The following is a 24,113-nucleotide window of genomic DNA, read 5'->3' on the forward strand; positions in this document are numbered from 1 at the left end:
ATTGGAATTAATTTATTTTACTTTTTAACTTAAAATAAGCGTAAGCATCTAAAACATTTTTGATGGCCAACTTTTGTGCTTCGCTAATTTCTCTTTGTCTGTAATTAAGTTCACCTACATACAGGGCTATAACTTCGTTAGCACTAGAAATAGCGTGAATAGCTTCAAGATCCTCTTTAGAGGTAATCTCTTTATCCAAAAGTTCTATGTAATATTCTTTTTTACCCTTGGTTACACTCGACTGAATGTCTCCGTTAAAAGTGTGTTCTAATTTGTCAATATTGATAATAAAGTCTTGAATTTTAAGAGGGTCAACATCAATATATCTAATTTTTAAAAATAACTGAGGTACCTCATTTTTAACCTTTAAATAAGTATAAAAACACTCTTTAGTTTCAAATTCAGGACTTGTTAAGTCTACATATAGATCAGTGTCTCCTTGTTTTTCGATTCTCATTTTTTCCAAGGAGTTCGACAATCTCTTATTTCGAGCAATTTCTTCTTTAATTGCGTTGGTTCTCTGAATTTGTTTGAGTTTATAATCAATTTTTACTTTCAATTTATCAATTACAAAAGACAAGCTGTCTTTTGCAATTGAATCATTTCTAATAAGGTAATTTAGCTTGTCTTTGGCAATACTAAATTCGTCTAATTGATAGTGAGCTTCTATTTGTTTGAGTAATTTCTTAGGATTGATTTCAGCATACTTCGTTTGGTCGTCATTAACAGTACGATTCGAGTTTTCTGAAATAGACGGAGTGGAGTCTTTTTTTGCGTGATCACCACATCCGGTACCTAACAAACAAATAAAAAAAACAAAAATTGGGAGGAAAATGTTTTTTTTCATGATTGATTTATTTTTGTATTAAAGTGTATTCTCTATAATTGGTTTTTTTGATTCGACTACTTTATCAGTATTTTCTTCAACATAATGAATGTTGTGTTCAGAATTGTCCAGTCCAATAATTTCGTGTTTTAAAGAAACCCTAATTCCGACAGTATATTTTAGAATGTACACCATAATGGCAGTAACTACGATGGACCAACCTGCCACCGTAAAAGAACCGATGGATTGTATTTTAAGTTGTTCAAACCCACCACCATACAGCAAACCATTTTCGGTAGCAAAAATACCTACCAGAATAGTTCCTATAACACCAGATAAACCGTGAACGGCAAAAGAAGATACGGCATCATCAATTTTAATTTTCTTTTCGACAAATTCAGATCCTAAGGCAACCGCAATACCACTAATAGCTCCAATAGCCATTGCTCCAGCAGGTTCAACAGCTGCACAACCTGCTGTAACACCCACAAGTCCGGCGAGCGTTCCGTTCAAAGTCATGGCAATGTCAGATTTTTTGTATTTTATCCAAGTGATAAATAAGGCACAAATTCCACCCATAGCAGCGGCTAAATTTGTGTTTAATATAATTAAGGGAACTAAGCTGGTGCTTTCTCCAGTGATAGACAGTGTAGATCCGGCGTTAAAACCAAACCATCCCATCCATAATATAAATACTCCTAATACAGAGAATAGATTATTATGACCAGGAATTACATTAGTTTTTCCGTTGGTGTACTTACCTGTTCTGGCTCCTAAAATAGCAGCATAGACTAGAGCAGCAAAACCACCCATTACATGTACGGCTGTAGACCCTGCAAAATCAATAAACCCCATTTGCGTTAGCCAACCATCAGTTTGCCAAATCCAATGTCCTGCAATTGGGTAGATAAAGGTGGTGAAGGCAAAAGTAAAAATTACATAAGTTGAAAATTTAGCTCTTTCCGCAATAGCACCAGAAATAATAGTGGTTGCGGTTGCACAAAAAACTGTTTGAAAAAACAGATTGTGCATATCATTGGGTTCAATATAAAAAAACGAAGTTTTTCCAACGAATCCACTGATAGAATCTCCATACATCAGAGAATAACCAACGGCCCAAAAGGCAATAGCCCCTACAAAAAGGTCTACAATATTTTTCATGGCAATATTTGCCATGTTTTTTGCTCTGGTAAATCCTGCTTCTAGCAGAGTGAATCCTGCCTGCATAAAGAACACAAGAATCCCAGATACAATGACCCACAATAGGTCTAAAGTGTTTGATAAATCCATAAAAATTTAGGTTTGATAGTTAATAGTTTCACGGTGCCCAATCTATCGTGAAGTATTTGTTTTAACAAATCAGATTCAATTCTTCCCAAAACAACAGTCATCATTAGAAATTCATTTTTTGCAATTAAAACCCACAATTTTTACGTTAACTTAGGTGTAATAAGGTTTCTGTTGATAAGTAATTAACGAATGATTTGTTTCTTATTTGGATTTGTAAAAATGTTATATTGGCACAAACTGAGATAAACCATAAACAATAGTGCGTATTGTTTTATTTATCAGTAGTATAAGTCAGTTTACGCAGGGAATTAACCGTTTTTTTTGAGGTATAAGGTGTGTTTATTCTGTTACAAAAGGCTTCAAATCGTCTAGTGTGTGGTTTTTCACCTGTTTTTTTGCATATAATTTTTAGCATAAAAACAATTTTAAATATGTTAGTAAATGATAAGAAAAAGTAATTTTAGACAATTTTTTTACTGTCAATTTTTAAGATAAGTAGCTCAAGAATTATTTGATGAACTTTTGAAGTCCTTAATTAGTTTTTTTCCTCCGCATATAAAACCTAATTTTGCGATATGGAAGAATTTGAGGCTGTATCACAAGAAATAAAAAATAGTATTATTGCAGACACTTTTGTAAAAATGACCTTTAGCAAACCTCTAAGAAAAAATGAGGGTTTGCGTAATGTTTATGCAAGGTTGGTCAACATCCAAAGTCAACAAAAGTTACAATTTACTTACAGAAATAAAACGAATGATGTCGTAAAAAACTACTCATTTGACGAGGCATTCGAGGAAATGGAGTACCTATTACTCCATACTTTTAGAGCAGCCGTAGTTTTTACCTTGCCAGATGATATTCAAGTATTTGTTTCTAAAAAGAAAGCGCTTACAGTAAAAAAAGTAGCTCCAAGTTTTACCAACAAGTTACCTGAGCATCATGACAGACCTAAAGAAAAAAGAGCGGCTAATAAAGATTATTTATTTCATTTAGGAGTTACAGATCAAGAAGGGAATGTGATTCCTAAAATGGCCGACAAGTACAGACAAATTAATAAGTATTTGGAAATTATAGAGAGCTTAATTAAAGAGGTAAAACTTCCTAAGCATATACAAATTGTAGATATGGGATCTGGAAAGGGGTATTTGACTTTTGCGCTGTATGATTATTTGAAAAATGATAAGCATAAAGAAGTTTCTGTAACGGGAATTGAGCTGAGAGATGGTTTAGTGGATTACTGCAATAACGTTGCTAAAAAATGTGGTTTTGAAGAGTTAAAATTTGAGAACAAACTCATTCAAGAATACGACAATAAAAAAATAGACATTTTAATCGCTTTACACGCTTGCGACACAGCTACAGATGATGCCATTGCAAAAGGGATTGTAGCTAATGCAGGATTGGTAATCTGTGCTCCTTGTTGTCATAAACAAGTTCGTCAGCAAGTCAAAGGAAAGGTACAAGAAAGTCCTTTATTAAAGTATGGTATTTTTAAAGAACGTCAGTTCGAAATGGTCACTGATACTATAAGAGCTTTAATATTAGAGAAATATCAATATAGTACCAAGGTGTTTGAATTTATTTCTAATGAGCATACACGTAAAAACGTGATGTTAGTAGGATCCAAGAACCATAAAAAAATAGATACTAAAGAAATCAATAAAAAAATTGCAGAACTAAAAAGCCAGTTTCAGATTGATTATCATTATTTAGAAAATCAAGTTTAACGGAAAGTTTTGGTATGGTGTGGTAAGGAATTTATCTATTGTAGAAGTTTTATAAATAAACAACAAAAGCTTTATTTAATAGCAAAATAAATGATTTTATCATATTTATGCTAAACATACGAAACATAAACATTTTTAGTGATTTATTTATGTTTAGCATCAATGAAACGTTTATTTTAGTCATCCAATTAATAGTATCATCGTGAGTTATATTATCAGTAAAGATTTAAGTGAAAATTACCCTGTAACAGAACAAAATTGTGATAACGAACCTATTCATATGCTGGGTTCAATTCAAAGTCACGGTACCCTTATAGGTTTCAGTCATAATTGTGAATTGGTTTACTATTCCTCTAACTTAGAGCCATACATTTCTACCCTAAGCCCACAGAAAAACATAACTCTAACTCAGTTATTTAATAAAGATATAACCAAATTAGCCTTAGAGTTTTTAAAGTCAGGAATTGATTATCAGTTACAGAGTCAACAAGTTTTTTTTAAAGGAAAATTGAATAGATTGAGGTTTGGGAAATCTAATCATCAAACTTTTTACGTAGAATTAGAAGAAATAGACGTTAACGAAAGTAATCACATTCAAGATCATTTTTCTGAACTAGAAAGTTTTTTAAAATTATCAGAAAAGATAGATAACGAAAAAGACCTTGCTGTGAACGCAGTAAATTACTTGAAAAAAGTAACGGGTTTTGACAAGGTAATGTATTATAAGTTTGATGATAATGGTGACGGAGAAATTTTTGCCGAGGAGAAAAATTTAGGGATAGAATCTTTCTTAGGATTGAGATACCCTGCTACAGATATTCCCAAACAAGCTAGGGAGTTGTACAAAACAAATTTGCAACGTTCTATAGTAGATGTTGATGATTTGGGTGTAAAACTACATGGTGTCGATTTTGACAAGCCTGTAGATTTGAGTCATTCTGTGTATAGAACAGTAAGCCCATTGCATATTCAGTATCTTAAGAATATGGGGGTAAAGGCTACCTTCGCAATTAGTATTATCCACGAAGGTGAACTATGGGGAATGCTAATTTGCCACAATTATAAAAGCAAAAAAACCGTTAATTTCAATATCAAAGTATTAAGTAGCTTTTTTGGTGGAACCATTTCAACTTGTTTAAAAACCATTGAATTAAATCAAAATAAAAAACAATGGGCGAAACAAAAAGAACTTTATTATCATATTAAAGAAGATTTAGGGATAGAAAGTGTTACCAAACTTATTTTTAAAAATTGGTCTGCGACTAAAGAATTATTGAAACTAAGTGGTTACAATGTATACAATCCAGAGAATAATGTGATTGATGGATATGAAGAAACCATTGGGAGAGGTCAAATTTTAAGTTTGATTAAAAAGTTAAAATCTAAAGGTATTAAGAGTAATGGTCTTAAATATTTAATAAGTTCTGACAAAAATACCTTAGAAGCACCAGAAAACAGTAAAGTAGCAGGTGTTATAACTGTTGAGATTCCTACAACTAGCGAGCAAAGTCTTTATCTGTTCCTTAATAGGTGCGAAGAAAAAACAATATACCACTGGGCAGGGAATCCTAACGATGCCAAGGAAGGACCGTTGACACCACGTACAAGTTTTGAGATTTGGCAAGAAACTGTGCAAGGTAAATGTTTGCCTTGGACTCAAAGTGATACAAAAGTAGCTGTTAAATTTTCTAGAAGTATTCAAGAAAATATATTAACAAGACACAAACTAGAAAGTGAGGACATTAATGGAGAAACCTCGAAAGATCAAGAATACAGAAAGCTAAAATATGATTTCTACTTATTGGCAGAGGAAAACAAAAAGAAGCAGGAGCAACTAGATCTGTTAAAGGTAAAAGTAAATGAGGCCATGCGCTATAATGACTTGAGACAACTTGTGTTGAGTAATTTAAGTCATGAAATTAGAACACCTATAAGTGCTATTATGGGCTTGTCTAGCATTATTCAAGATTCCGAAGGATTGGATGAAGAAAATAAAAGCTTAACAAATTTGATCAACGTTAGTTGTAAAAGAGTGATTGACACCTTCTCTAGATTGCTAGAATTTGATGCAGAGGCTCTGCGTAGCGATAGAATGATTAAAGTTAGATTAGATAACCTATTACATGACTGCTTAGACAATGTACAAGCACTTGCTGTAAAACAAAGTAAAACAGTTCATTGGAATTTACATAACAAAAATTCCGAAATTGTTACAGATGTTGTGTTTTTAACTCAAATTATTACTAATTTAGTCAACAACGGATTAAAGTATAGCGGAGAAAACACTTACGTAGAAGTTAACGTAAAAGTTATTGAAGAAGCAGATAGACAGTTACTTAAGATTACCGTAGAAGACAATGGAATAGGAATTGAAAAAGAGGAGCAGGGTAAAATTTTTGAGCCATTTTACATGTCTAATGAAGTTACTTCGGGTACAGATGTGAGTAGTGGTTTAGGTTTGTATATTGTTAAATCTTATGTAGAGTATTTAGGAGGAAGCATAAACATAGATAGTTCTTTGGGCAAGGGAACTGTTTTTAACGTTTTATTGCCTGTTAGCTAATTTTAGCGGTTATGAAAAAGAAAGTACTTTATTTAGAAAACAATGCTGTTAGTTGTTTAGTGATGAAAAAATCACTAGAGAAGTATGCATACATAGACACAGAGCAGGATATGTTTAGTGCATTGAGCAAGTCCTTTGATGTAAAGTACGATATTTTTATAATAGATTTAAAGCTATCGGACCCTTTAGTTGATGGGTTTAGATTTTTAGAAGAACTCGAAAGTTGTCATCGAAAAGGAATCTATATAGCTTACACAGGACATGTTGGAGATGTTTGGAGAGACAAATGTTTAAATGCTGGTTTTGATATGTACTTTAGCAAACCACAAGATATTAAACAAATGTGGGAACAAATAGAAGAGTTTTGTGAGCAAAAACAAGTAAATTTATCATCCGAACACCTTTACAGATAAAAAATTGAATACTGAAATACGAGCCCTATCAGAAAGATTAAAGCAGGCTACAAAAGATCTTCATGCTAAAGCAGAAACTAAGTTAAATGCCCATACGCTAATGAGTAAAGACTTAGGCATAGACCAATACAAAAGTCATCTGATTACTTTATTCAAATCCCACAAAAAAATAGATTTAGCTTTAAGTCATTATAATCAAAATGCCCTTTTAGCATCATTTTTACCCATTGAACCTTATACAGATTTGTTGTCACAAGATTTGATGAGTATGAACGCTTTGCCGACAACTACTCAGGTAAAAAGCAATATTAATTTTGAATCTACTTATCAAGCATTAGGTGCTTTGTACGTAATTAATGGTTCTACGTTGGGAAGACGTTATATTGCCAAGAGTATTGCCAATAAACTATCTGAATGGCAATTCACAAGTCATTTCTACAATCAAGATACCATTAAAGAGCTTAAATGGGCGGATTATAAAAACAGATTAGATGCTTTAGAATTATCAGAAACGCAACAAGAAGACGTTATTGTAGGAGCACAGAAGTGTTTTATGTTTTTTATGGAATAGCATCAAACTTTAGATTTATGCGTATCTGACATTCAATATTTTTTATCTCTAATTAAGTTTAACTCTATTAAAAGCCTTCTGAGATTAGGTTTTTGATAGAGCGATAAATTTTAAAAAACTTGTTTTAATGTGATTAGCGCTAGTACAATTTTATTCTTTTCTTTCTTTTCTCCATAAACAAATTGCGTAAAGTTAATTTAACTACTTTACTGTTATCTAGTTTTGGAACTACAAATAGTTTCATATCACTAATGTTGATAAAACTACTGTAAAGCGTACCCGATGACTTTCCACTTTTTACATCAAAAGACGGAGCTACAGAGGCACCCCCAATGGTATTACCAAAATCTAAAAAACTGATATTCTCCAATTGTTTTAGTTTGTCGATTCTTTCTTCAATAGATTGATATCTATAGCACGGAAAGTTGCCTTCTTCTGGTTTGGATAATAGGTAATTAGTAGCGATTAACACATTGTTTTTAATGTAATTTAAAACGCTCTCCCCGTCTATCCATTCTACTACCACTGCGTTGCCATTTTTATCCCCAAACATCATATGTCCATTGGGAATAGCTATTTTATTTTTTTCTAGAAAACTTAAAGCTTGGGCAGTAGTTTTACAGTTGGCTAGAATTTCGTCACCCACGTTTCTTCCGTTAGGAGGGTTATAGCCTTTGGGAATTTTTTGCGTTGGGGTAACGGCAGCATCAAAAAATAATCCAGCCTGATTAATTCCACCTTGAGCAAAATGATCCCAACCGTACCATACTCTTGCCATCTTATCTTTCTTTTGAGGACTATACTGAATGTACGCTTTGGTGTTTAGCCAATAATCTTCGTTGTTAGCCACATAAATTTTCCCTGTTTTTTCATCAACAAAGTAAATAATAGAACAAGCCTTGCTGCGTGTGCAAAGTATTAAAGCTAACAAGTAAAATATATATTGTGGTAATTTATTCATTAAGATTATCTTTCAGTTTGAGATTCATTAATATTTATATTATTCATTTAATAAAAAAAGTATTCGACTCCGAATACTTTTTTTATTAAATGAATTTATTTGATGAGCCCTCAAAAAACGGGTTAAGTACTAAACTTGATATAGTAGAATTATGGAACTAGTAGGTTACCTGTGCTTCATATGGCCCTGACCTTCTCGAAATACGACCTATCGCTGGAGTTGCCATCGCAAAAACATCCAATTTTCGGGTAAAATAAGTAGTACCTTTACCTAATGAGCCCAATTTCAAAGCAATTGGAGTTTTAATTGTGATCTCTTTTCTATCAGCTTTAAAAATTACAGAGGCAGTTCCTAAGTAATCGTCTTTTGCATCCATAGCAGTTTCAATTGAGACACTATAGCTTTCGTCCCAATTAGAAACTATAATAGATGGATCAATTTTTCCACGCACATCATAAATGAATAGATGAAGACAATACTCCATATTTAGATTTATATCTATGTCATGCATCTTAAAGCTAGTAACAACTACAACATCCGTATTATTATCTCCAACAACTATTTCCTTCGGCACATGTTGTAGTTCTACAGAAATTATCTTAGCCATGTTTTACTTTGGGGATGTAAACTTTGATGAAATAGTACTCAGTATACCAACAAGTAGTCCCACAACAAAACTTCCAAGAATAACAAGTACTCTGGACATTGAAAGCTTGAAAGTCAAAAATTTGACATCCGTAACTTCTGCGTTTTGAATTGAAAATATTACGATGATTGCAATAAAGAATAAAGCAATAAATGTTTTAATCCTCATCTTACTTTTTTATTATTTTTGATTTATCTGTTAATCCTCTTATCTCAATTTTTGGGTTTCCATAAACGTAAATATTGCTCTTACCTTTAGCATACAATTCTAAGTTTTTACTTGCATGTATGTATACATCAGTGCTATTAGACGTGTATAAGTCGGCAGAAGAAACTTTCATTTTTCTAGCATCTAATTCTGCGCTATCTTTTAAATTAAAAGCGACTAAATCACTATCACCAGCTAATTCAAGTTGGGATGTTTTAGTTAAACTAACTGTTGTTTTCTCTGCTGTGATATTTGCGTTTAGGTCCGTTCTATCATTCATTACAATAGTGGTGTTTTTCGAACGAACTTTTAGTGTACCTCCAGCATTTCTTTGCAAAGTAATTATTACTTCTTCAGATCTAAGGTCAAGGTCAAATTTACTTGAATTATAAGCGTTTAAGTATATTACTTTACTCTCTAAACTTCCTTCACTTTTCAAACTAGCATCATTTTTAATCGTAATATGTTCTAAACCAATGCAAGTCAAACCAATTTCAAGTTTTTTACTACTCGTAATTTTATTAGTAGTGTAAACTTTTAGGATACTGTCTTTTACGGTAAATTTAATAATATCATGCAAATTAGTATCAGTTGTTAGTGTATAACGGTTTTGAGTGCCTTGCTTAATATCAATTTCTAAAGCATCGTCAATCTCAACAGCGTTAAAACCCCCAGTTATTTCTTTTGTTACGGTAATAACATTCTTGTCTCCCTTAATTTTTGGTTTCTGTTGAGATAAAGCAAGAACACTGTAAAAGCATAATAATAATACGGTTATTTTTTTCATAATTGTGTTTTGGTTTATTTTTAGTTATAAAATTTTAAATATAGTATATTTATTTGTTAAGTTTTTAAAAACGTGATATATTTTCAGCAAAAGTTATTATTTTTAAATCTTTTCCCTAACCAAAAACTTGCAGTAATTTGGGTTTACTCGAACCAATTCACAGGGATAAAAAAATATTATGAAACTATTGATAAGGTCAAATGTTACTTTCACTTTGTATATTTACTAATTAGAAATTTTAAGCGTATTTATGAAAGTTTTACACACTGCAGATTGGCATTTGGGTCATCGGTTACACGAGCAATCCCAACATCAAGAACAACAACTTTTTTTAAATTGGTTGGCTCAGCTAATTGTAGAGGAGAGTTATGAGGTGTTGCTGATTTCTGGAGACGTTTTTGATACAGGTATGCCTTCAAATCAAAGTCTAAGCATGTATTATAACTTTTTAATAGATATTCATAAAACGTGTTGCAAGCACGTGATTATCACTGGAGGAAATCACGATTCTCCAGGAACGTTAAATGCTCCCAAAGCTTTGTTAAGTGCACTTTCAATTAAGGTGGTTGGTAAAGCCATGGAGAACATAAAAGAAGAAGTTTTTAAAATAGAAACCTCAGACGAGCAAATCTATATAGCTGCCGTCCCTTATTTGAGAGATCAGGATGTTAGAAAGGCTGTAGCAGGAGAACGTTTTGATGATATTAATGAACGATACAAGTCGGCTCTAATCAACCATTATAATACGATTGCTGATGAAATTGAACAGCAAAACACGCACGTAAATCCTGTAATAGCCATGGGGCATTTATTTGCCATTGGAGGAAGTATTTCTGATAGCGAAAAAGATATTTCTGTAGGAAATTTAGGTCATATAGGAGCTAACGATTTTCCTAACACTTTTGATTATGTAGCCTTGGGACACTTACACAAACCCCAACAGGTAGGAAACAAAAACCATATAAGATATTCCGGATCTCCTGTAGTTTTGAGTTTTTCTGAAATTGGTTATGATAAAAAGGTGACAGGAATTGAAATTTCGACTAATAGAATCAGAAATATTTCTGAAATTTTGGTACCTCAATTTAGAGATATTATTCAAGTCAAAGGAGATACAGAAGATTGTATCAGTCAGCTAAAAAATATCCAACAAGATAAAGAATTAGAAACCTGGGTAGAAGTTATTTTAAATGAGGATAGTAATGCAGTAGATATTTCGGAAATTAAGCAAACGGCAGAAAGTTTATCTCTTAAAATTTTAAAGATTACTTTAAAAAATAAAAGAGAACACCTAGGTATAGAGGCATTACTAGAAAATGTAAAGCAAATAAAAACACTGAAACCCATTGAGGTTTTTAAACAAAAATGTGAGGAAGAAAATATTAGTTTGGAAGAAAACAAAGAGTTGTTAGATGCTTTTAATGAAGCTTTGTTAATTGCACAAGAACAGTCTTAAATTGATCAAATTTAAAAGATGAAAATTTTAAAAATCACCCTTCAGAATATCAACTCTTTAAAGTCTCAAACTCCTATTGTTATTGACTTTGAGAGCGATTTATTTAAGGATGTGGGACTGTTTGCCATCACGGGTCCTACGGGAGCAGGAAAAACCACTTTGTTAGATGCCATTACCATTGCCTTGTATCATCAAGTACCTAGATTCAATCACGTATTATCCAAAGGTTTAGATAGTGTGATAAGTTATGGCTGTAAAGATGCTTTTTCTAGTGTGATTTTTAAAAATAATGATTGTATTTATGAAGCCTATTGGGGAATAAGTTTGGCAACAGCTAATGGAAAAAAGAGAAGCATTCCTAAAGAAGAGGTTAGGCTTAAAAATCTTTCGCAAGAGAAAATTATAGCGGAAAAAAAGAGAGAAGTTAAATTAGAGGTAGAAAAAATAACTAGTTTAAATTACGAACAGTTTCTAAGATCTGTGCTGCTTGCTCAAGGAGAATTTGCAGCTTTTTTATCAGCTAAAGGACCTGAAAAAGCGAAATTATTAGAGCAAATTACGGGAGAGGACATCTACAAAAAGATAGGAGAGACGATTCAACAAAAAAAAGCTACGGAGAAAAGAACTTTAGAAGATTTAAAGCTCACGATAGATCGCAAAAATATTCTATCAGAAGAGGAGCTTACTACTAAAAAGGAAGCATATAGCAAAGCTACGGAGCAAATTAGAACTTTGTTGGTTGATGAAAAAAAATTAAAAGATGTTAAAACATGGTATGTAGATTTGCAAAAAACAACCGCAGAGAAACAACATTTATTAAAAGCCAAAGAGGAGTTAGAGCAACTTAAAATAAAGCATCAACCTAAGCTAGCCTCGTTAGAGAATGATAGGTTGGCAGAACCTTTTAAAGAGTTTTTAATTTTAGAGAACAAGCATACTTTAGAATTAACAGATGTTGAAAAAAAACTAAGTACTGTTGAAAATCAATTGGTTAAGAGTAAAAATATTAAAGTTAACGCTGAAAAAGTACATCAAGAAAAGATGACTGCTTTTACCGTTGCAGAAGATAAGTTTAAAGAATGGGCTCCAAAATTGGAAGATTTGGCCGTTTTAGAATCCAAAATAAAATCAGATAATGAACTGTTAGTAAAGTCATTAAAAGAACATCGGTTGTCTGTAGATAAACATCAAGAGTTGTTGGTTTTACGCAAGCAGTATAACAACGATTTAGAGAGCAACAAAAAGCAACAAGCTCCGTTAAAAAAGTTATTAAAAGAGCATGCTCAAATACCTAATATAGAAAGGAAGTATATTTATTGGAATACTCATATTACTCATTTAGAAAGCTTAACGGATAATCAACAAAATTCGATTAAAGAAAATCAAAAGTTACTAGAGGATATCAAAATTTTAGAACCTCAAAAAAACAACCTGGAGGCTAAGCTGGCAACTTTAGAAAAAGAACATCGAGAAAAAAAAGAGTCTTTGGCTGTATTAAAAGATTTCTTTGATAAAAATGATTTTGATAAAAGTTTAAAAAAGCAAACTCATTTAGAAGCTCAACATCAGGAATTATTGCAGTTGTACCGTTTGTCCGAACTTTATTTAAAACACCAAAAAAGTCTTAAATTGTTCGCAAGTCAGTCGGAGGTGTTAGAAAAACAATTACTTACCGTAAATAATCAATTAATAGATTTTGAGAAGCGTAAAGTTTTGGCACTCGAGCAATTGAAAGATGCTGAAACTATTTTTAAACAACAACAGGTGATTTTAAGTTATGAGGAGGAAAGAAAAAAATTAAAAGATGGCGAGCCATGTTTTGTTTGTGGCTCTATCAATCATCCTTTCGTGAATCATTACCAAGCAGATGAAGTTTCTGTTTTAGAAGAAAAATTTAATCAAAGAAAAGCTTCGGTTGAGGAACTGAACACGCAGCTAGAAAAATTTAAAATAGAACAGGTTTCCATTATTACTCAGCAAGAACAGATAGGAGAAAACATTAAGCAAACGACCCTGGAAGTAAAAGAGGTGTTACAGCAAAAAGAGTCTTTAAACGTAGAGATTGGTATAGGTCAAACAGATAAAGTTCTCGAAGAATCAAAGCGGGTAGATGCTTTATTAAAAGAGGTTAAACGCACTATACACGAAATTCAACAGAAGCAGAAAGAAAAAGAAACCTTAGAAGTAAAACAAACACAGTTGGTAGCAAGTATTCACTTGATTCATAACGAACTTTCTAAACTAAACACGGAAACAAAGAATTATCAAAAAAGAGCTGCTGAGATAGTTTTGCAATTAGAAGACATTAACAAAAAGAAAACAGAGATTGAGAAAAAACTATTCAATGAGTTGCATCAGTTTGATTTTAAGATTGCCCAACAGGACTTGATTGATACGATTAAAGGATTAGAGAAAAAAATAAATGATTATCACGCGACTGAACACAAGGAAAAAGAGTTACAGCAAATAGAAAGTAATTTGTTGTTGCAAATTAATCATACTGAGAGAACTGCCAATCAATTTATGGTAGATATTAAAGTCCGAGAAAAGGAAATTTTGGTTTTAAAAGATTTGATTAAAGAACAACAACACACACGAAACGGAATTTTACCTAAAAATCATTCTTTAGAGAGCGCTAAGACTAGATTAGATTCTTTAATAGCATCTGCAAAGAAGGAATTGGAAACTGCAAAAAAATTTTTAGATCAAGAAAAAGAAATGGTAACGACGTTAACAACTCAATACAAAGAGTTGAGCGAAAGAGTATTGAAATTAAAGGAATCTATAAAAAAGAACGAACACGAGGTTGAACAATTACTAAAAGACTGCACGTTTGCCAATATACAAGAAATAAAAAAAGCGATTTTGTCAGCTTCGGCAAAAGAAGAATTAGCCACACTTAAAAAAGAGTTAGAAGACAAAGAAAGCAGTTTGAACGCTTTGTGGTTAAAAAATGAAACACAATTAAAAGAACTTCATATTAAAAATAAGCCTACCGATAGTAGGGAAGAAGTTGAAAGCAGACTAGCACTCATCACTGATGAAATTCAGCAATTATCCTCTTTAAAAGGGGCTTTGGATAAAGATTTTGAATATCATCAACGATTTATCGATAACAACAAGGAGGTAGCTAAGAGTATTAAGTTACAAGAAAAACAGCTAAACAAATGGACAAGTTTGTTGACATTAATAGGCGGATCCAAAGATGCCTTTAATATTTATGTACAAAGGTTAACTTTAAAAAATTTGATTGATTTGGCAAATATTCATCTTTACAAGCTGAATAAGAGATATTCTTTGGTATTAAATCCCACATATAAAAACGGGGAAGAGTTAAGTTTTAAATTGCTAGATTACTACCAAGCAGAGCAGATGAGAGCGGTAGATACTTGTAGTGGGGGAGAACGTTTTTTAATCAGTTTGGCTTTAGCTTTAGGCTTATCGGATTTGGCGAGTAATTCTGTTAAAATAGAATCTCTTTTTATTGATGAAGGATTCGGAACTTTAGATAGTGACAGTCTAGAAACAGTGATGTCTACTCTAGAAAATTTTCAGTCCGATGGTAAAATGATTGGTGTGATATCTCATGTGGAAAGTTTGAAAGAAAGGATTCCAACTCAAATACAATTGCACAAAAAAGGGCAGGGTGTTAGTTTGTTAAATATGGTAAACTAATGAAGAAATAATAGAGTTCATCGAAAGTAAACTAGCAGATTAAATATATCTCCTTAGTATTTTCTGTACATCTAAATTGTCTTTTTTTGGAGTCAAATAAAAGTCTAAAACACTTTCATCACTTATTTGAATATCAGAATCTACAAATCCGTAACCTCTGTAAACTCCATTTTTAATCATGACAAAAGCAGCTTCCTCGGAAGTTCTTCCACGTTGCTTTATTACTTTGGTTGTGTTCTGCTGTGTTATATATTCTGTTGCTTGCTTTACTCGAATGTTATAAATGGCAATGGATTCTTGCTCTTTACAAATCCCTCCGCAGGTCTTAATTTTGTAGTGATCACATTCTTTGATATTTTCTTGTAAGTGGCAATACTTAGGGCACAATGTAAATTGCATACAAAGTTTTTCTAAGTAAGAAGTAGCTTCGCGAATGTTATTAAAAACCATCAGTGGATGGGGCGTTAATTTTAGTTTTTGAATGGCAAAGTGAATGATTCCTTTTCTATCGGTATAATTGAATACGGCATATTGATTTAAAAAACGTTTGGAAGCGTAGTTGTATTTTGGATAATTTTTTTTGATGGCATCGTCTTCCATTAACAAAGCAATTAATTCGTCTCCAGATAACTCAAAGTCTATATGCGCTGTCTCCCTACATAGGTCTAATTCTTTCTGTTTTTTATCGTAAAAGTGGCTAATTACTCTCTGCTTTAAATCCTTGGCCTTTCCTACATAAATAACCTCGTTTTTTTTGTTTTTAAAAAAGTAAATTCCCGCTTTATGAGGAATCGCATTAAACACCTCTTTGGGAAGATGGGGAGGCAAAGTAGCTTCCTTAGAGTTGGCTTTTAAAAAATCTAAAATGGTGTTTTCTCCATGGGGTTTGTTTAAGAGTAGTTCAAATAATTTTACAGTAGCTTCTGCATCTCCACGAGCACGATGCCTGTTTACCAAATCTATCTCTAATTCTCTACAAAGTTTACCTAAGCTATAGGATTTGTGTCCTGGAATTATTTTTCTAGATAATCGAACAGTACATAGTTTTTTTCTGTTAAAATCTAAATCAATACGTTTAAATTCTTTTTGAATAACATTAAAATCAAAATTAACGTTATGTGCTACAAAAACAGCATTTTCGGTAATGTCTAGAATTGATTGTGCAATTTCTTCAAACAAAGGAGCATTTGCAACCATTTCATCATCTATACCCGTTAAAGCGGTTATGTGCAGAGGGATGAGCGTTAATGGATTAACTAAAGAGGTAAACTCATCAATGACTTTCCCATCCTCGTACTTAAAAATAGAAATTTCGGTAATTCGATTGCTTTTACCCGTAGTTTCAATATCAATGATGGTATATATCATGCGATTAATTTTTTAAGTTCTTCTAACTCAATTCCTAGTTCATTAAACATGCCAAGAATACTACTTAATTTTAATTCACTCTCGCTATACTCTTGTGTGTTAATTGCACAGGCAAACTCCCAAAGTTCTATAACTTCTGATATATGAATGTCGTAAGGATCATATAATTTATTATCAGAAATTAATTTTAACGTTTCATTTGTGTCGATGTTATTTTCTACTCTTTTGTACACCATTCCTTGATTTAAGGTTACCAGCACGTAAGTTCTCCCTGTTTTAATATCTTTCACATCTTCCACCATTTTACCTACCACAAAAGAACCGTCTTTCATGGGCAACATGGAATCTCCTTGAATAGGAAAAGCTCTATGCAAACCAACAGGCAAAAAGGGGAGCTTAATTTTTTTCAGTTGCTCTATATATTCAGGATCATCGTAACTAGACAAATAGCCGGCTTGAGCTTTGGCAGGAACAATTTCTATCAAATCTTCATCGTCGGTATCTATGGTGATAGGAAAGAGGATTCGTTTATTTCTCAATTCTATAAATGATAGTTTGTCCTCTTTGGTGATATCATTTCGTATGATGATATCAACAGGGATTTTAAAATAGTCAGATAATTTGATTAAGAATTCTAAGCTAGGAATAGATCTTCCTTCTTCGTATGAGGAAATGCGCGAACGTGGCACCTCCATTTTTTCTGCAAACAACTGTTGCGATAGCTTTTTTTGCTTGCGTAAGTGACTAATATTTTTTGATAAAACTTCCATTGCTACAAATATAGGTAATTATTGCTATTATTTGTAGCTTTATTATGGGGTTTTGAAATTAGAGCTTTATAATGGCAGAGTATGGAGTTTTAGCTTCCACTAATTAGAATAAATTTATGTTTAATTGAGTCATTCCAAATCCTCCGACTCTAAGTTGATGAATTTTCATCAAATCCTATTTCAGCAGAATTATTCAGCTTGTATTTGGTTACTAAACATAGATGTATATTTAGTCAAAATATCCTTTTGTTAAATAGGTAAATTCGCTTTTTTATGAGCTCTCGAGTTTAGAACTTATTCAATCTATTTTTTTTGCTTACGAGTCTATCCAATTCATTCATTTACTAATTTATTACTACTAAAATATCCTTGACTATCTACTTGATATTTAAATCATTTATCATTCGTTCGAGCAAAAGATATACTTTGTCGTGAAATAATTAAATCTGATGTAAGATTAAATCAAAATGCATACTGCCCAAATTCAATTAGTTACAGACAACGGATTGGTATACTAAAAGTGATGTATTGATTAGTTATATTATCAATTTTAAAAATAAAGCAATAAAAAGCACAAAATTTTAGATCTCACAATTAATGAGTTGCTTTTTCGTAGGTATTGTACTTTGCTTCAATTACAATTTGATTCTTGTAGCGTTTTTAAACATTTAAGGAAAGAGGAATATGTTCTTCAATTTTTTCGTTCGATTTTATAGTACTATATTTTTAGTTCAATAATCAATCTAGCAATATTATACTTTTTAGCAGTAAAGTTAGTATAAATATGACTATTTCGAGTTTGATCAAAGATGAATAATTTGAGTTCAAAAACTGCTCTAGTCTACGTTTTTTTTGGTAGGGCTGTTTTTGTTTACTTTTCATGAGTAACTAAATATGAGTAAGTTTTCACAGAAGTCGTATTTCTCAAGCTCTTCAATTTTTTGTGAGTGATGACGAAAACTACTTAATAAACCATATTTGTATAATTTAACAATAAATGGTGCTTATTCCTTAACTCATTGGTGGCTATCGCTTTTTCTCTCTAGCTTGAGCCAAAGCATATAACTTTTTTTTACAATAGAATTCTGTTTTCAAAGTTTTGTTTTCTAAAGGTAATTTCTTTAGTTAAAGATTTGGATTTCTTCTTATTACGCTTGAAATTTTAAATTCATGGATTTTTCTTTTGGTTCGTTTTAAACCCCTCCAAACGTTAAAATTCATATTTTCTTTGCGAATAAATAATACTAGCACCACTTCCAATACCCGATAAAATACAGATTTAATCTAATAAAGATTACTTTTTTCTGTCTGTTATAAAACATTAAGTTCAAACTATCAATAGAGTGTACATTTTTAGAAATCAATCTTACACATTCTTGTTTAAATTCAAATGTGTACTTTACTTTTCTAGACATAAAAATACCCCCAAATTGCGTCTAACATTTTGGGGGCACTCTATAATTAGATTGGGGTTTTACTTCTTATTAACACTCCAACTTAAGGAGTGTGTATTCAAACCGTTAATTCACGGATTCTTACTAATTACTTAACCTTTACTAACTCCACATCAAACACCAATGTAGCATCTGGTGGAATTACTCCTCCTGCACCTCTAGATCCATAAGCCAAATCAGATGGAATGACTAAACGAGCCTTATCTCCAACTTCTAATAATTGGATACCTTCGTCCCATCCAGAAATTACTTGTCCTACACCAATAGCAAACTCAATAGGTTCATTTCTCTTGTAAGAAGAATCAAATACAGTTCCATCAGGTAATTGACCTTTGTAGTGTACGGATACCTGCTGCCCTTTAGTAGCTTTTACACCAGTGTTTCCTTTTTGGATAATTTGATATCTTAAACCGCTTTCTGTTTTTTGAAAACCAGCCGCTAATTTCTCCAATTCTGCTTCTCTAGCTGCTGCCTCCTCTTTAATTCTAGCTTCTCTAGATCCTTCAAAAGTTCTAAAAGCTTCTATCGCATTAAATTTTTCTGCTGCTTCTCCTACGCGTACAATTTCTAAAGATTCAATTTCATCCTCCTGCTCAATAGCATCAACAATATCTTGTCCAGAAATTACTTTTCCAAAAACAGTATGTTTACCATCTAACCAAGGAGTAGCCGTGTGAGTAATAAAAAACTGAGAACCATTAGTTCCAGGTCCAGCGTTTGCCATAGATAGTACACCAGGAGTATCGTGTTTAAGTTCCGCAACAATTTCGTCGTCAAAACTATAACCAGGATTTCCTGTTCCAGTACCTTGAGGGCATCCCCCTTGAATCATAAAATCTGCAATTACACGGTGAAACTTTAATCCATCGTAGTAGGGAGTTCCTTGCGGTTTTGCAGAGTTTTCCATGTTTCCTTCTGCCAAAGCAACAAAGTTACCTACAGTTCCAGGAGTTTTTTCAAATTCTAAGTTTACTAAAATTTCACCTTTAGAGGTGTTAAATTTTGCATACAATCCGTCGTTCATGTCTTTCTTATTTATTTTAAAAATGGATTTAAGTGATGAAAAATTAAAACTTAATCCGATGTTTACGTTGTTTGAGTTGATACTTCCAGAGGGTGACAGTATTTTTCCAGCAGAGGCTAGTATAGAAAATCTATCGTTTAAATGATAATACCCTCCGAGCTTTGCTTTTCCGATAATACCTTCTCCTGTATCAATCCCGGCACCTCCTCCAGCACCCACCAAAAATTCAGTAAAAAACTGTATTTTTTTCTTTACAAATATAGGAGAATAGAATCCTAATCCAACCATTCCATCAGCATAACCTCCTGCACCTAGTTCACTTTTTGGGTCATTACCTTTGTAAGTAGACTCATAGGCAAAAGCTGCTTGACCTGTTAAGTATATATATTTATTTATATCAACATTAAATTGTAAAGCGAGAAGGTGTAAATCTAAAGGTTCTCTTACCATTCTTCCCAAATTAAAATAAGTCTGATGCTGCAGGCTCAATCTAATTCCTTTGGTTTTTATGGCTTTTACGACTTTCTCACTAATATTGTTGATATTTCGGTATCCAGAATAAGTATTGAATTTGATTCCACCTCCAAAAGTATAAGCTTCAAAATAACCATCTAAGGCTTTGGTATACCCACCATGTAAAAATAGAGAAGCATTCTCCGTAATATGATAATCAATTCCTAATGACGGATAGATAGTTGCACCTCCTTCGGCTCTAATTCTACCTCCAGCAGCACCAATCCCAAGTTTTGTGAACAGGCTAAAATGTTTGTTTTGGTAAGGTTCGTAACCAAAACCACCAAAGATATCCATAAAACCAGCAGTTAAACCTTTATAAATAGCATCTGTATGAATAAACACGTAGCTTTTGTCGGATAAGTATTTCTGATACTCAAAACCTACTAAGTATAATGTATTGGTAAGAGGCTCGTTATTATTAATAGCATCTTTTCTAGACTTTCCAATAGGAAAGTACTGATCTAGCTTAATAGCAAAAGCACTTCGTTTTAACGGAGTATTCCAATTTTTGTCAGCATAAATCAGTTTATTTTTATCATTATATTTTCCAAGGGTCATATCAACGGGAATTTCTGCAAAAGCAGAGATACTGTTACTTTTAACGCTTCCCGTGTAAAAATCAAAATGACTGTACTGAACCCCTATGTTAAACTTAGGAAAATGATAAGAAAAACCGATGTTTGGGTTGATGTAAGCTCCTTTATTAATCAGGTTTCTGTAGCCACCACCACCACCAAAATTAAAGTTTGCATCCACAAAAAAATCAGAAAATAAACGTTGTGTATAACCTAATTCTACCCCTATAGTAAATAACCCTCCTTGATCGCCAAACAGAGCTGCATAACTATGAAATCCAGTGTAAAAATTTTGATGAATTGGAATTTGATAATGTATTCCTCCTAAATACATCGTTTCATCTACATTTTCAATGGAAGACATATCTACAGGAATGTAATTAAATCTTACGTGGTTCTTGAGTTTTGTAGTTTGGATAAAATCATCATTCTTATTCTTCTGAGCATAGGTCAAAAAACTAATCACTATTAAAAAACAAGAGAGGAATTTTTTCATCGTATCAATTTACTTAAACTCACTAGTAAAGTGTAGTTTAACTGATGGATACTTATCTTGAGTCATTTGAATGGTAAAAGCAGAATCTGCTAAAAACACCAATTGTCCTTGTTTATCCTTTGCCAAGTAACGTTGCTTAACGCGCTTAAATTCCTCGAACTCTTGTTTATTATCTCCTTGTTCAACCCAACAAACCTTGTGCATGTTTAAATTTTCATAACTACACTTAGCACCGTATTCATGCTCTAAACGATATTGAATTACTTCGTATTGCAGTGCTCCTACAGTACCAATAACTCTACGTCCGTTTAATTCTAAGGTAAACAACTGCGCAACCCCTTCGTCCATCAACTGATCCAAACCTTTGTATAATTGTTTTGATTTTAAAGGATCTGCATTATTTACGTAGCGGAAATGTTCAGGAGAAAAACTCGGAATTCCTTTAAAGTTAATCGTTTCACCTTCAGTTAACGTATCTCCAATTTTAAAGTTTCCCGTATCATGTAAACCAACAATATCTCCAGGAAAAGATTCGTCAACAATTTCCTTTTTTTCAGCAAAAAAGGCATTGGGGCTAGAAAATTTCATTTTCTTTCCGTTGCGAACGTGCAAATAAGGAACATTACGTTTAAAGGTACCCGATACTATTTTTACAAAAGCCAAACGATCTCTGTGTTTGGGATCCATATTGGCGTGTATTTTAAACACAAATCCAGTTAATTTATCTTCTTTAGAGTTGACCAATCTCTCTTCGGCTTGTTTAGGTTGAGGATCCGGAGCAATCTCTATAAAACAATCTAACAACTCCTTCACTCCAAAATTGTTCAAGGCAGAACCAAAGAATACAGGTTGCAAGTCTCCCTTAATGTAATCTTCTTGATTAAATTCTGGATAAACCTCTTCAACCATTTCAATCTCTTCGCGCAAAGTTTCCGCAGCTTTGTTACCAATCATTTCGTCCAATTCCGGGACGCTAATGTCTGTAAATTCTACACCACTCGTTACTGTTTGTTTATTTTCAGCAGAAAAAATATTAATTTTCTTTTCCCAAATATTGTAAATCCCCTGAAAATCATATCCCATTCCAATAGGAAAAGACAATGGAGTAGTGGTAAGTCCTAACTTTTGCTCAACTTCATCTAGCAAATCAAAAGCATCTTTACCCTCACGGTCCAATTTGTTAATAAAAACAATCATAGGAATTTTACGCATTCTACAAACTTCAACCAGTTTTTCAGTTTGTGGCTCAACTCCTTTAGCAACATCAATCACCACAATCACACTATCTACAGCCGTTAGGGTTCTAAACGTATCCTCGGCAAAATCTTTATGACCAGGAGTATCTAAAATATTAATTTTACGCTCCTTGTAATTAAATGCCAATACAGATGTAGCTACAGAAATTCCACGTTGACGTTCAATTTCCATAAAATCCGAAGTAGCTCCTTTTTTTACTTTGTTATTTTTCACCGCACCAGCTTCACTAATCGCACCACCAAAAAGTAATAGTTTCTCAGTCAAAGTAGTTTTACCTGCATCGGGGTGAGAGATAATACCAAAGGTTCTTCTACGCTTTATTTCGTCTATAAATGCCATTCTGTTTCTTTAAGGGTTGCAAATATACATTTTCAATAGGCAATTGCCAATCAACATTGGGCAATTAATCATTCGCATTAAAAGAGTTATTTATTATCGAATTGGTGAAAAAAACTGACAATAAGTTTTGTTTGGGCATACCCCTGACGGGTCAGGCTTTCCGTTATATCTTTTGTTTTCGGGACTTCGACAAGCTCAGTTACCTCAAACAAAAGGATGCCACTTCAATCCTTTACGCAATGGAACATCAATAAAAATGAAATTTCAGATATATTTAAGCGCTACAGTTTATAAGTATTTGAGTGGAATTAAGAGCTGTTTATTACAGATCCCTTTCATCATAGTTTTTGCATCTCGACTCAGCTCGATGACCTAGCATTAGCGTGAATATTTTTTTCATACCCAGTGTCAAATCCTAGTCGAGAACTACTTGTTTTAAAAGCAAACTAAACTTTATTTCACTCTGCAAATAGAAGACTATACCATTTTACTTGCTGAACTTATCAGCAATTCTTTTGTAATTAGTTATTAAAATATATCCAACAACTAAATTAATAATTGAGATACTCCAGTTAAAGTAATCTGGATATCTACCATAAGGAAACATATTCATTGCTTTGCTTTGAATCACTCCCTTTTTTGTTGCAGATGCTAAAAAATACAAATAACTGTGATTTATAAAAATTGGCAAATTTTTAATTAACAACCATCCACCTATAAATATAATAGCGATTTTGATGATAGATTTACTGCTTAAATCCCCAAAATCAATGCTATCATCATCAAAACCTTTAGCTAAATTTAGTTTGGTAACAATCCAGCTTGCTCTACTTAAAACGTACCAAAAAAGTAAAATTATCAATAGTAAAGTAGCAACACTACTCATGATCACAACAAAGTTAGCCGAAGTAAAATTAATATAACTTAAGCTCGTAGGGATATGAGTAAAGAGCATATTAATAAGAGCGTAAAGTGCTAATAGCTTGATAATGATAATAAAAAAATCTTTTTTAGACATAGTGTATGAGTAATTATAAAATGAAAGAATTACGCTCAGTAGCTAAACTAAGTGTTTTTAATTAGAAAACAAATAGTGTCTTTATCTTAGTTTAAACCCACTATACTTTTAAAAATTAATTACCTAATTAGTAATAAATAGTAAAATGTATATAAAAATAAATGAGTTTGAACG

At 32.5% G+C, this 24,113-nt stretch carries 17 protein-coding genes; 6 read left to right on the plus strand and 11 right to left on the minus strand.

What is annotated here, in order from left to right:
* Nucleotides 1–7: 7 nt before the first annotated feature.
* Nucleotides 8–847, minus strand: a complete 840-nt coding sequence (locus tag ACXGQW_RS11585) for a hypothetical protein (protein ID WP_457822980.1) — start codon at nt 845–847, stop codon at nt 8–10.
* Nucleotides 848–865: 18 nt separating this feature from the next.
* Complete coding sequence (locus ACXGQW_RS11590) at nt 866–2,116, minus strand: ammonium transporter (RefSeq protein WP_457822981.1); 1,251 nt, start codon at nt 2,114–2,116, stop codon at nt 866–868.
* Nucleotides 2,117–2,691: 575 nt separating this feature from the next.
* Here ACXGQW_RS11590 and ACXGQW_RS11595 point away from each other — a divergent pair.
* The 4 genes from ACXGQW_RS11595 (at nt 2,692) to ACXGQW_RS11610 (ending at nt 7,390) form a co-directional block, all read left to right on the plus strand.
* Nucleotides 2,692–3,843, plus strand: a complete 1,152-nt coding sequence (locus ACXGQW_RS11595) for a class I SAM-dependent methyltransferase (RefSeq protein WP_457822982.1) — start codon at nt 2,692–2,694, stop codon at nt 3,841–3,843.
* A gap of 202 nt (nt 3,844–4,045) precedes the next feature.
* Complete coding sequence (locus ACXGQW_RS11600) at nt 4,046–6,406, plus strand: ATP-binding protein (RefSeq protein ID WP_457822983.1); 2,361 nt, start codon at nt 4,046–4,048, stop codon at nt 6,404–6,406.
* Nucleotides 6,407–6,417: 11 nt separating this feature from the next.
* The gene (locus ACXGQW_RS11605; protein ID WP_457822984.1) at nt 6,418–6,819 is read left to right on the plus strand and encodes a response regulator; all 402 of its coding nucleotides are present in this window, start codon (nt 6,418–6,420) and stop codon (nt 6,817–6,819) included.
* 4 nt (nt 6,820–6,823) lie between these two features.
* On the plus strand, nt 6,824–7,390 hold the full coding sequence (locus ACXGQW_RS11610) for a biliverdin-producing heme oxygenase (protein WP_457822985.1): 567 nt from the start codon (nt 6,824–6,826) through the stop codon (nt 7,388–7,390).
* Between the two features lie 139 nt (nt 7,391–7,529).
* On the opposite strand, the gene ACXGQW_RS11615 is transcribed toward ACXGQW_RS11610, so the two are convergent.
* The 4 genes from ACXGQW_RS11615 to ACXGQW_RS11630 form a co-directional block, all read right to left on the minus strand.
* The gene (locus ACXGQW_RS11615) at nt 7,530–8,351 is read right to left on the minus strand and encodes a carcinine hydrolase/isopenicillin-N N-acyltransferase family protein (RefSeq protein WP_457822986.1); all 822 of its coding nucleotides are present in this window, start codon (nt 8,349–8,351) and stop codon (nt 7,530–7,532) included.
* Between the two features lie 157 nt (nt 8,352–8,508).
* The gene (locus tag ACXGQW_RS11620) at nt 8,509–8,925 is read right to left on the minus strand and encodes a hypothetical protein (protein ID WP_457822987.1); all 417 of its coding nucleotides are present in this window, start codon (nt 8,923–8,925) and stop codon (nt 8,509–8,511) included.
* A 36-nt stretch (nt 8,926–8,961) separates the two neighbouring features.
* On the minus strand, nt 8,962–9,165 hold the full coding sequence (locus ACXGQW_RS11625) for a lipopolysaccharide assembly protein LapA domain-containing protein (RefSeq protein ID WP_457822988.1): 204 nt from the start codon (nt 9,163–9,165) through the stop codon (nt 8,962–8,964).
* Between the two features lies 1 nt (nt 9,166).
* Nucleotides 9,167–9,991: a GIN domain-containing protein gene (locus tag ACXGQW_RS11630; protein ID WP_457822989.1), complete on the minus strand. Its 825-nt coding sequence runs from the start codon at nt 9,989–9,991 to the stop codon at nt 9,167–9,169.
* Nucleotides 9,992–10,241: 250 nt separating this feature from the next.
* Between ACXGQW_RS11630 and ACXGQW_RS11635 the strand changes: the two genes are divergently transcribed.
* Both ACXGQW_RS11635 and ACXGQW_RS11640 read left to right on the plus strand, forming a co-directional pair.
* The gene (locus ACXGQW_RS11635; RefSeq protein WP_457822990.1) at nt 10,242–11,447 is read left to right on the plus strand and encodes an exonuclease SbcCD subunit D C-terminal domain-containing protein; all 1,206 of its coding nucleotides are present in this window, start codon (nt 10,242–10,244) and stop codon (nt 11,445–11,447) included.
* 18 nt (nt 11,448–11,465) lie between these two features.
* Entirely contained in the window at nt 11,466–15,122 is a 3,657-nt protein-coding gene (locus tag ACXGQW_RS11640; protein WP_457822991.1) for an AAA family ATPase, read from the plus strand.
* A 39-nt stretch (nt 15,123–15,161) separates the two neighbouring features.
* Here the strand turns inward: ACXGQW_RS11640 and ACXGQW_RS11645 are convergent, their stop codons facing one another.
* The 5 genes from ACXGQW_RS11645 to ACXGQW_RS11665 all read right to left on the minus strand — a co-directional run bounded on the left by ACXGQW_RS11645 (nt 15,162) and on the right by ACXGQW_RS11665 (nt 23,939).
* On the minus strand, nt 15,162–16,490 hold the full coding sequence (locus tag ACXGQW_RS11645) for an exonuclease domain-containing protein (RefSeq protein WP_457822992.1): 1,329 nt from the start codon (nt 16,488–16,490) through the stop codon (nt 15,162–15,164).
* Nucleotides 16,487–17,260 carry an XRE family transcriptional regulator gene (locus ACXGQW_RS11650; protein ID WP_457822993.1) on the minus strand — a complete coding sequence of 258 codons (774 nt, stop codon included), beginning with the start codon at nt 17,258–17,260 and terminating at the stop codon, nt 16,487–16,489. The genes ACXGQW_RS11645 and ACXGQW_RS11650 overlap by 4 nt, the downstream gene beginning before the upstream one ends.
* 1,542 nt (nt 17,261–18,802) lie before the next feature.
* Nucleotides 18,803–19,738 carry a peptidylprolyl isomerase gene (locus ACXGQW_RS11655; RefSeq protein ID WP_457824200.1) on the minus strand — a complete coding sequence of 312 codons (936 nt, stop codon included), beginning with the start codon at nt 19,736–19,738 and terminating at the stop codon, nt 18,803–18,805.
* Between the two features lie 1,596 nt (nt 19,739–21,334).
* The gene (locus tag ACXGQW_RS11660; protein ID WP_457822994.1) at nt 21,335–22,921 is read right to left on the minus strand and encodes a peptide chain release factor 3; all 1,587 of its coding nucleotides are present in this window, start codon (nt 22,919–22,921) and stop codon (nt 21,335–21,337) included.
* A gap of 487 nt (nt 22,922–23,408) precedes the next feature.
* Complete coding sequence (locus ACXGQW_RS11665; RefSeq protein ID WP_457822995.1) at nt 23,409–23,939, minus strand: hypothetical protein; 531 nt, start codon at nt 23,937–23,939, stop codon at nt 23,409–23,411.
* Nucleotides 23,940–24,113 lie beyond the last annotated feature (174 nt).

The organism is Wenyingzhuangia sp. IMCC45533 (assembly GCF_054111225.1).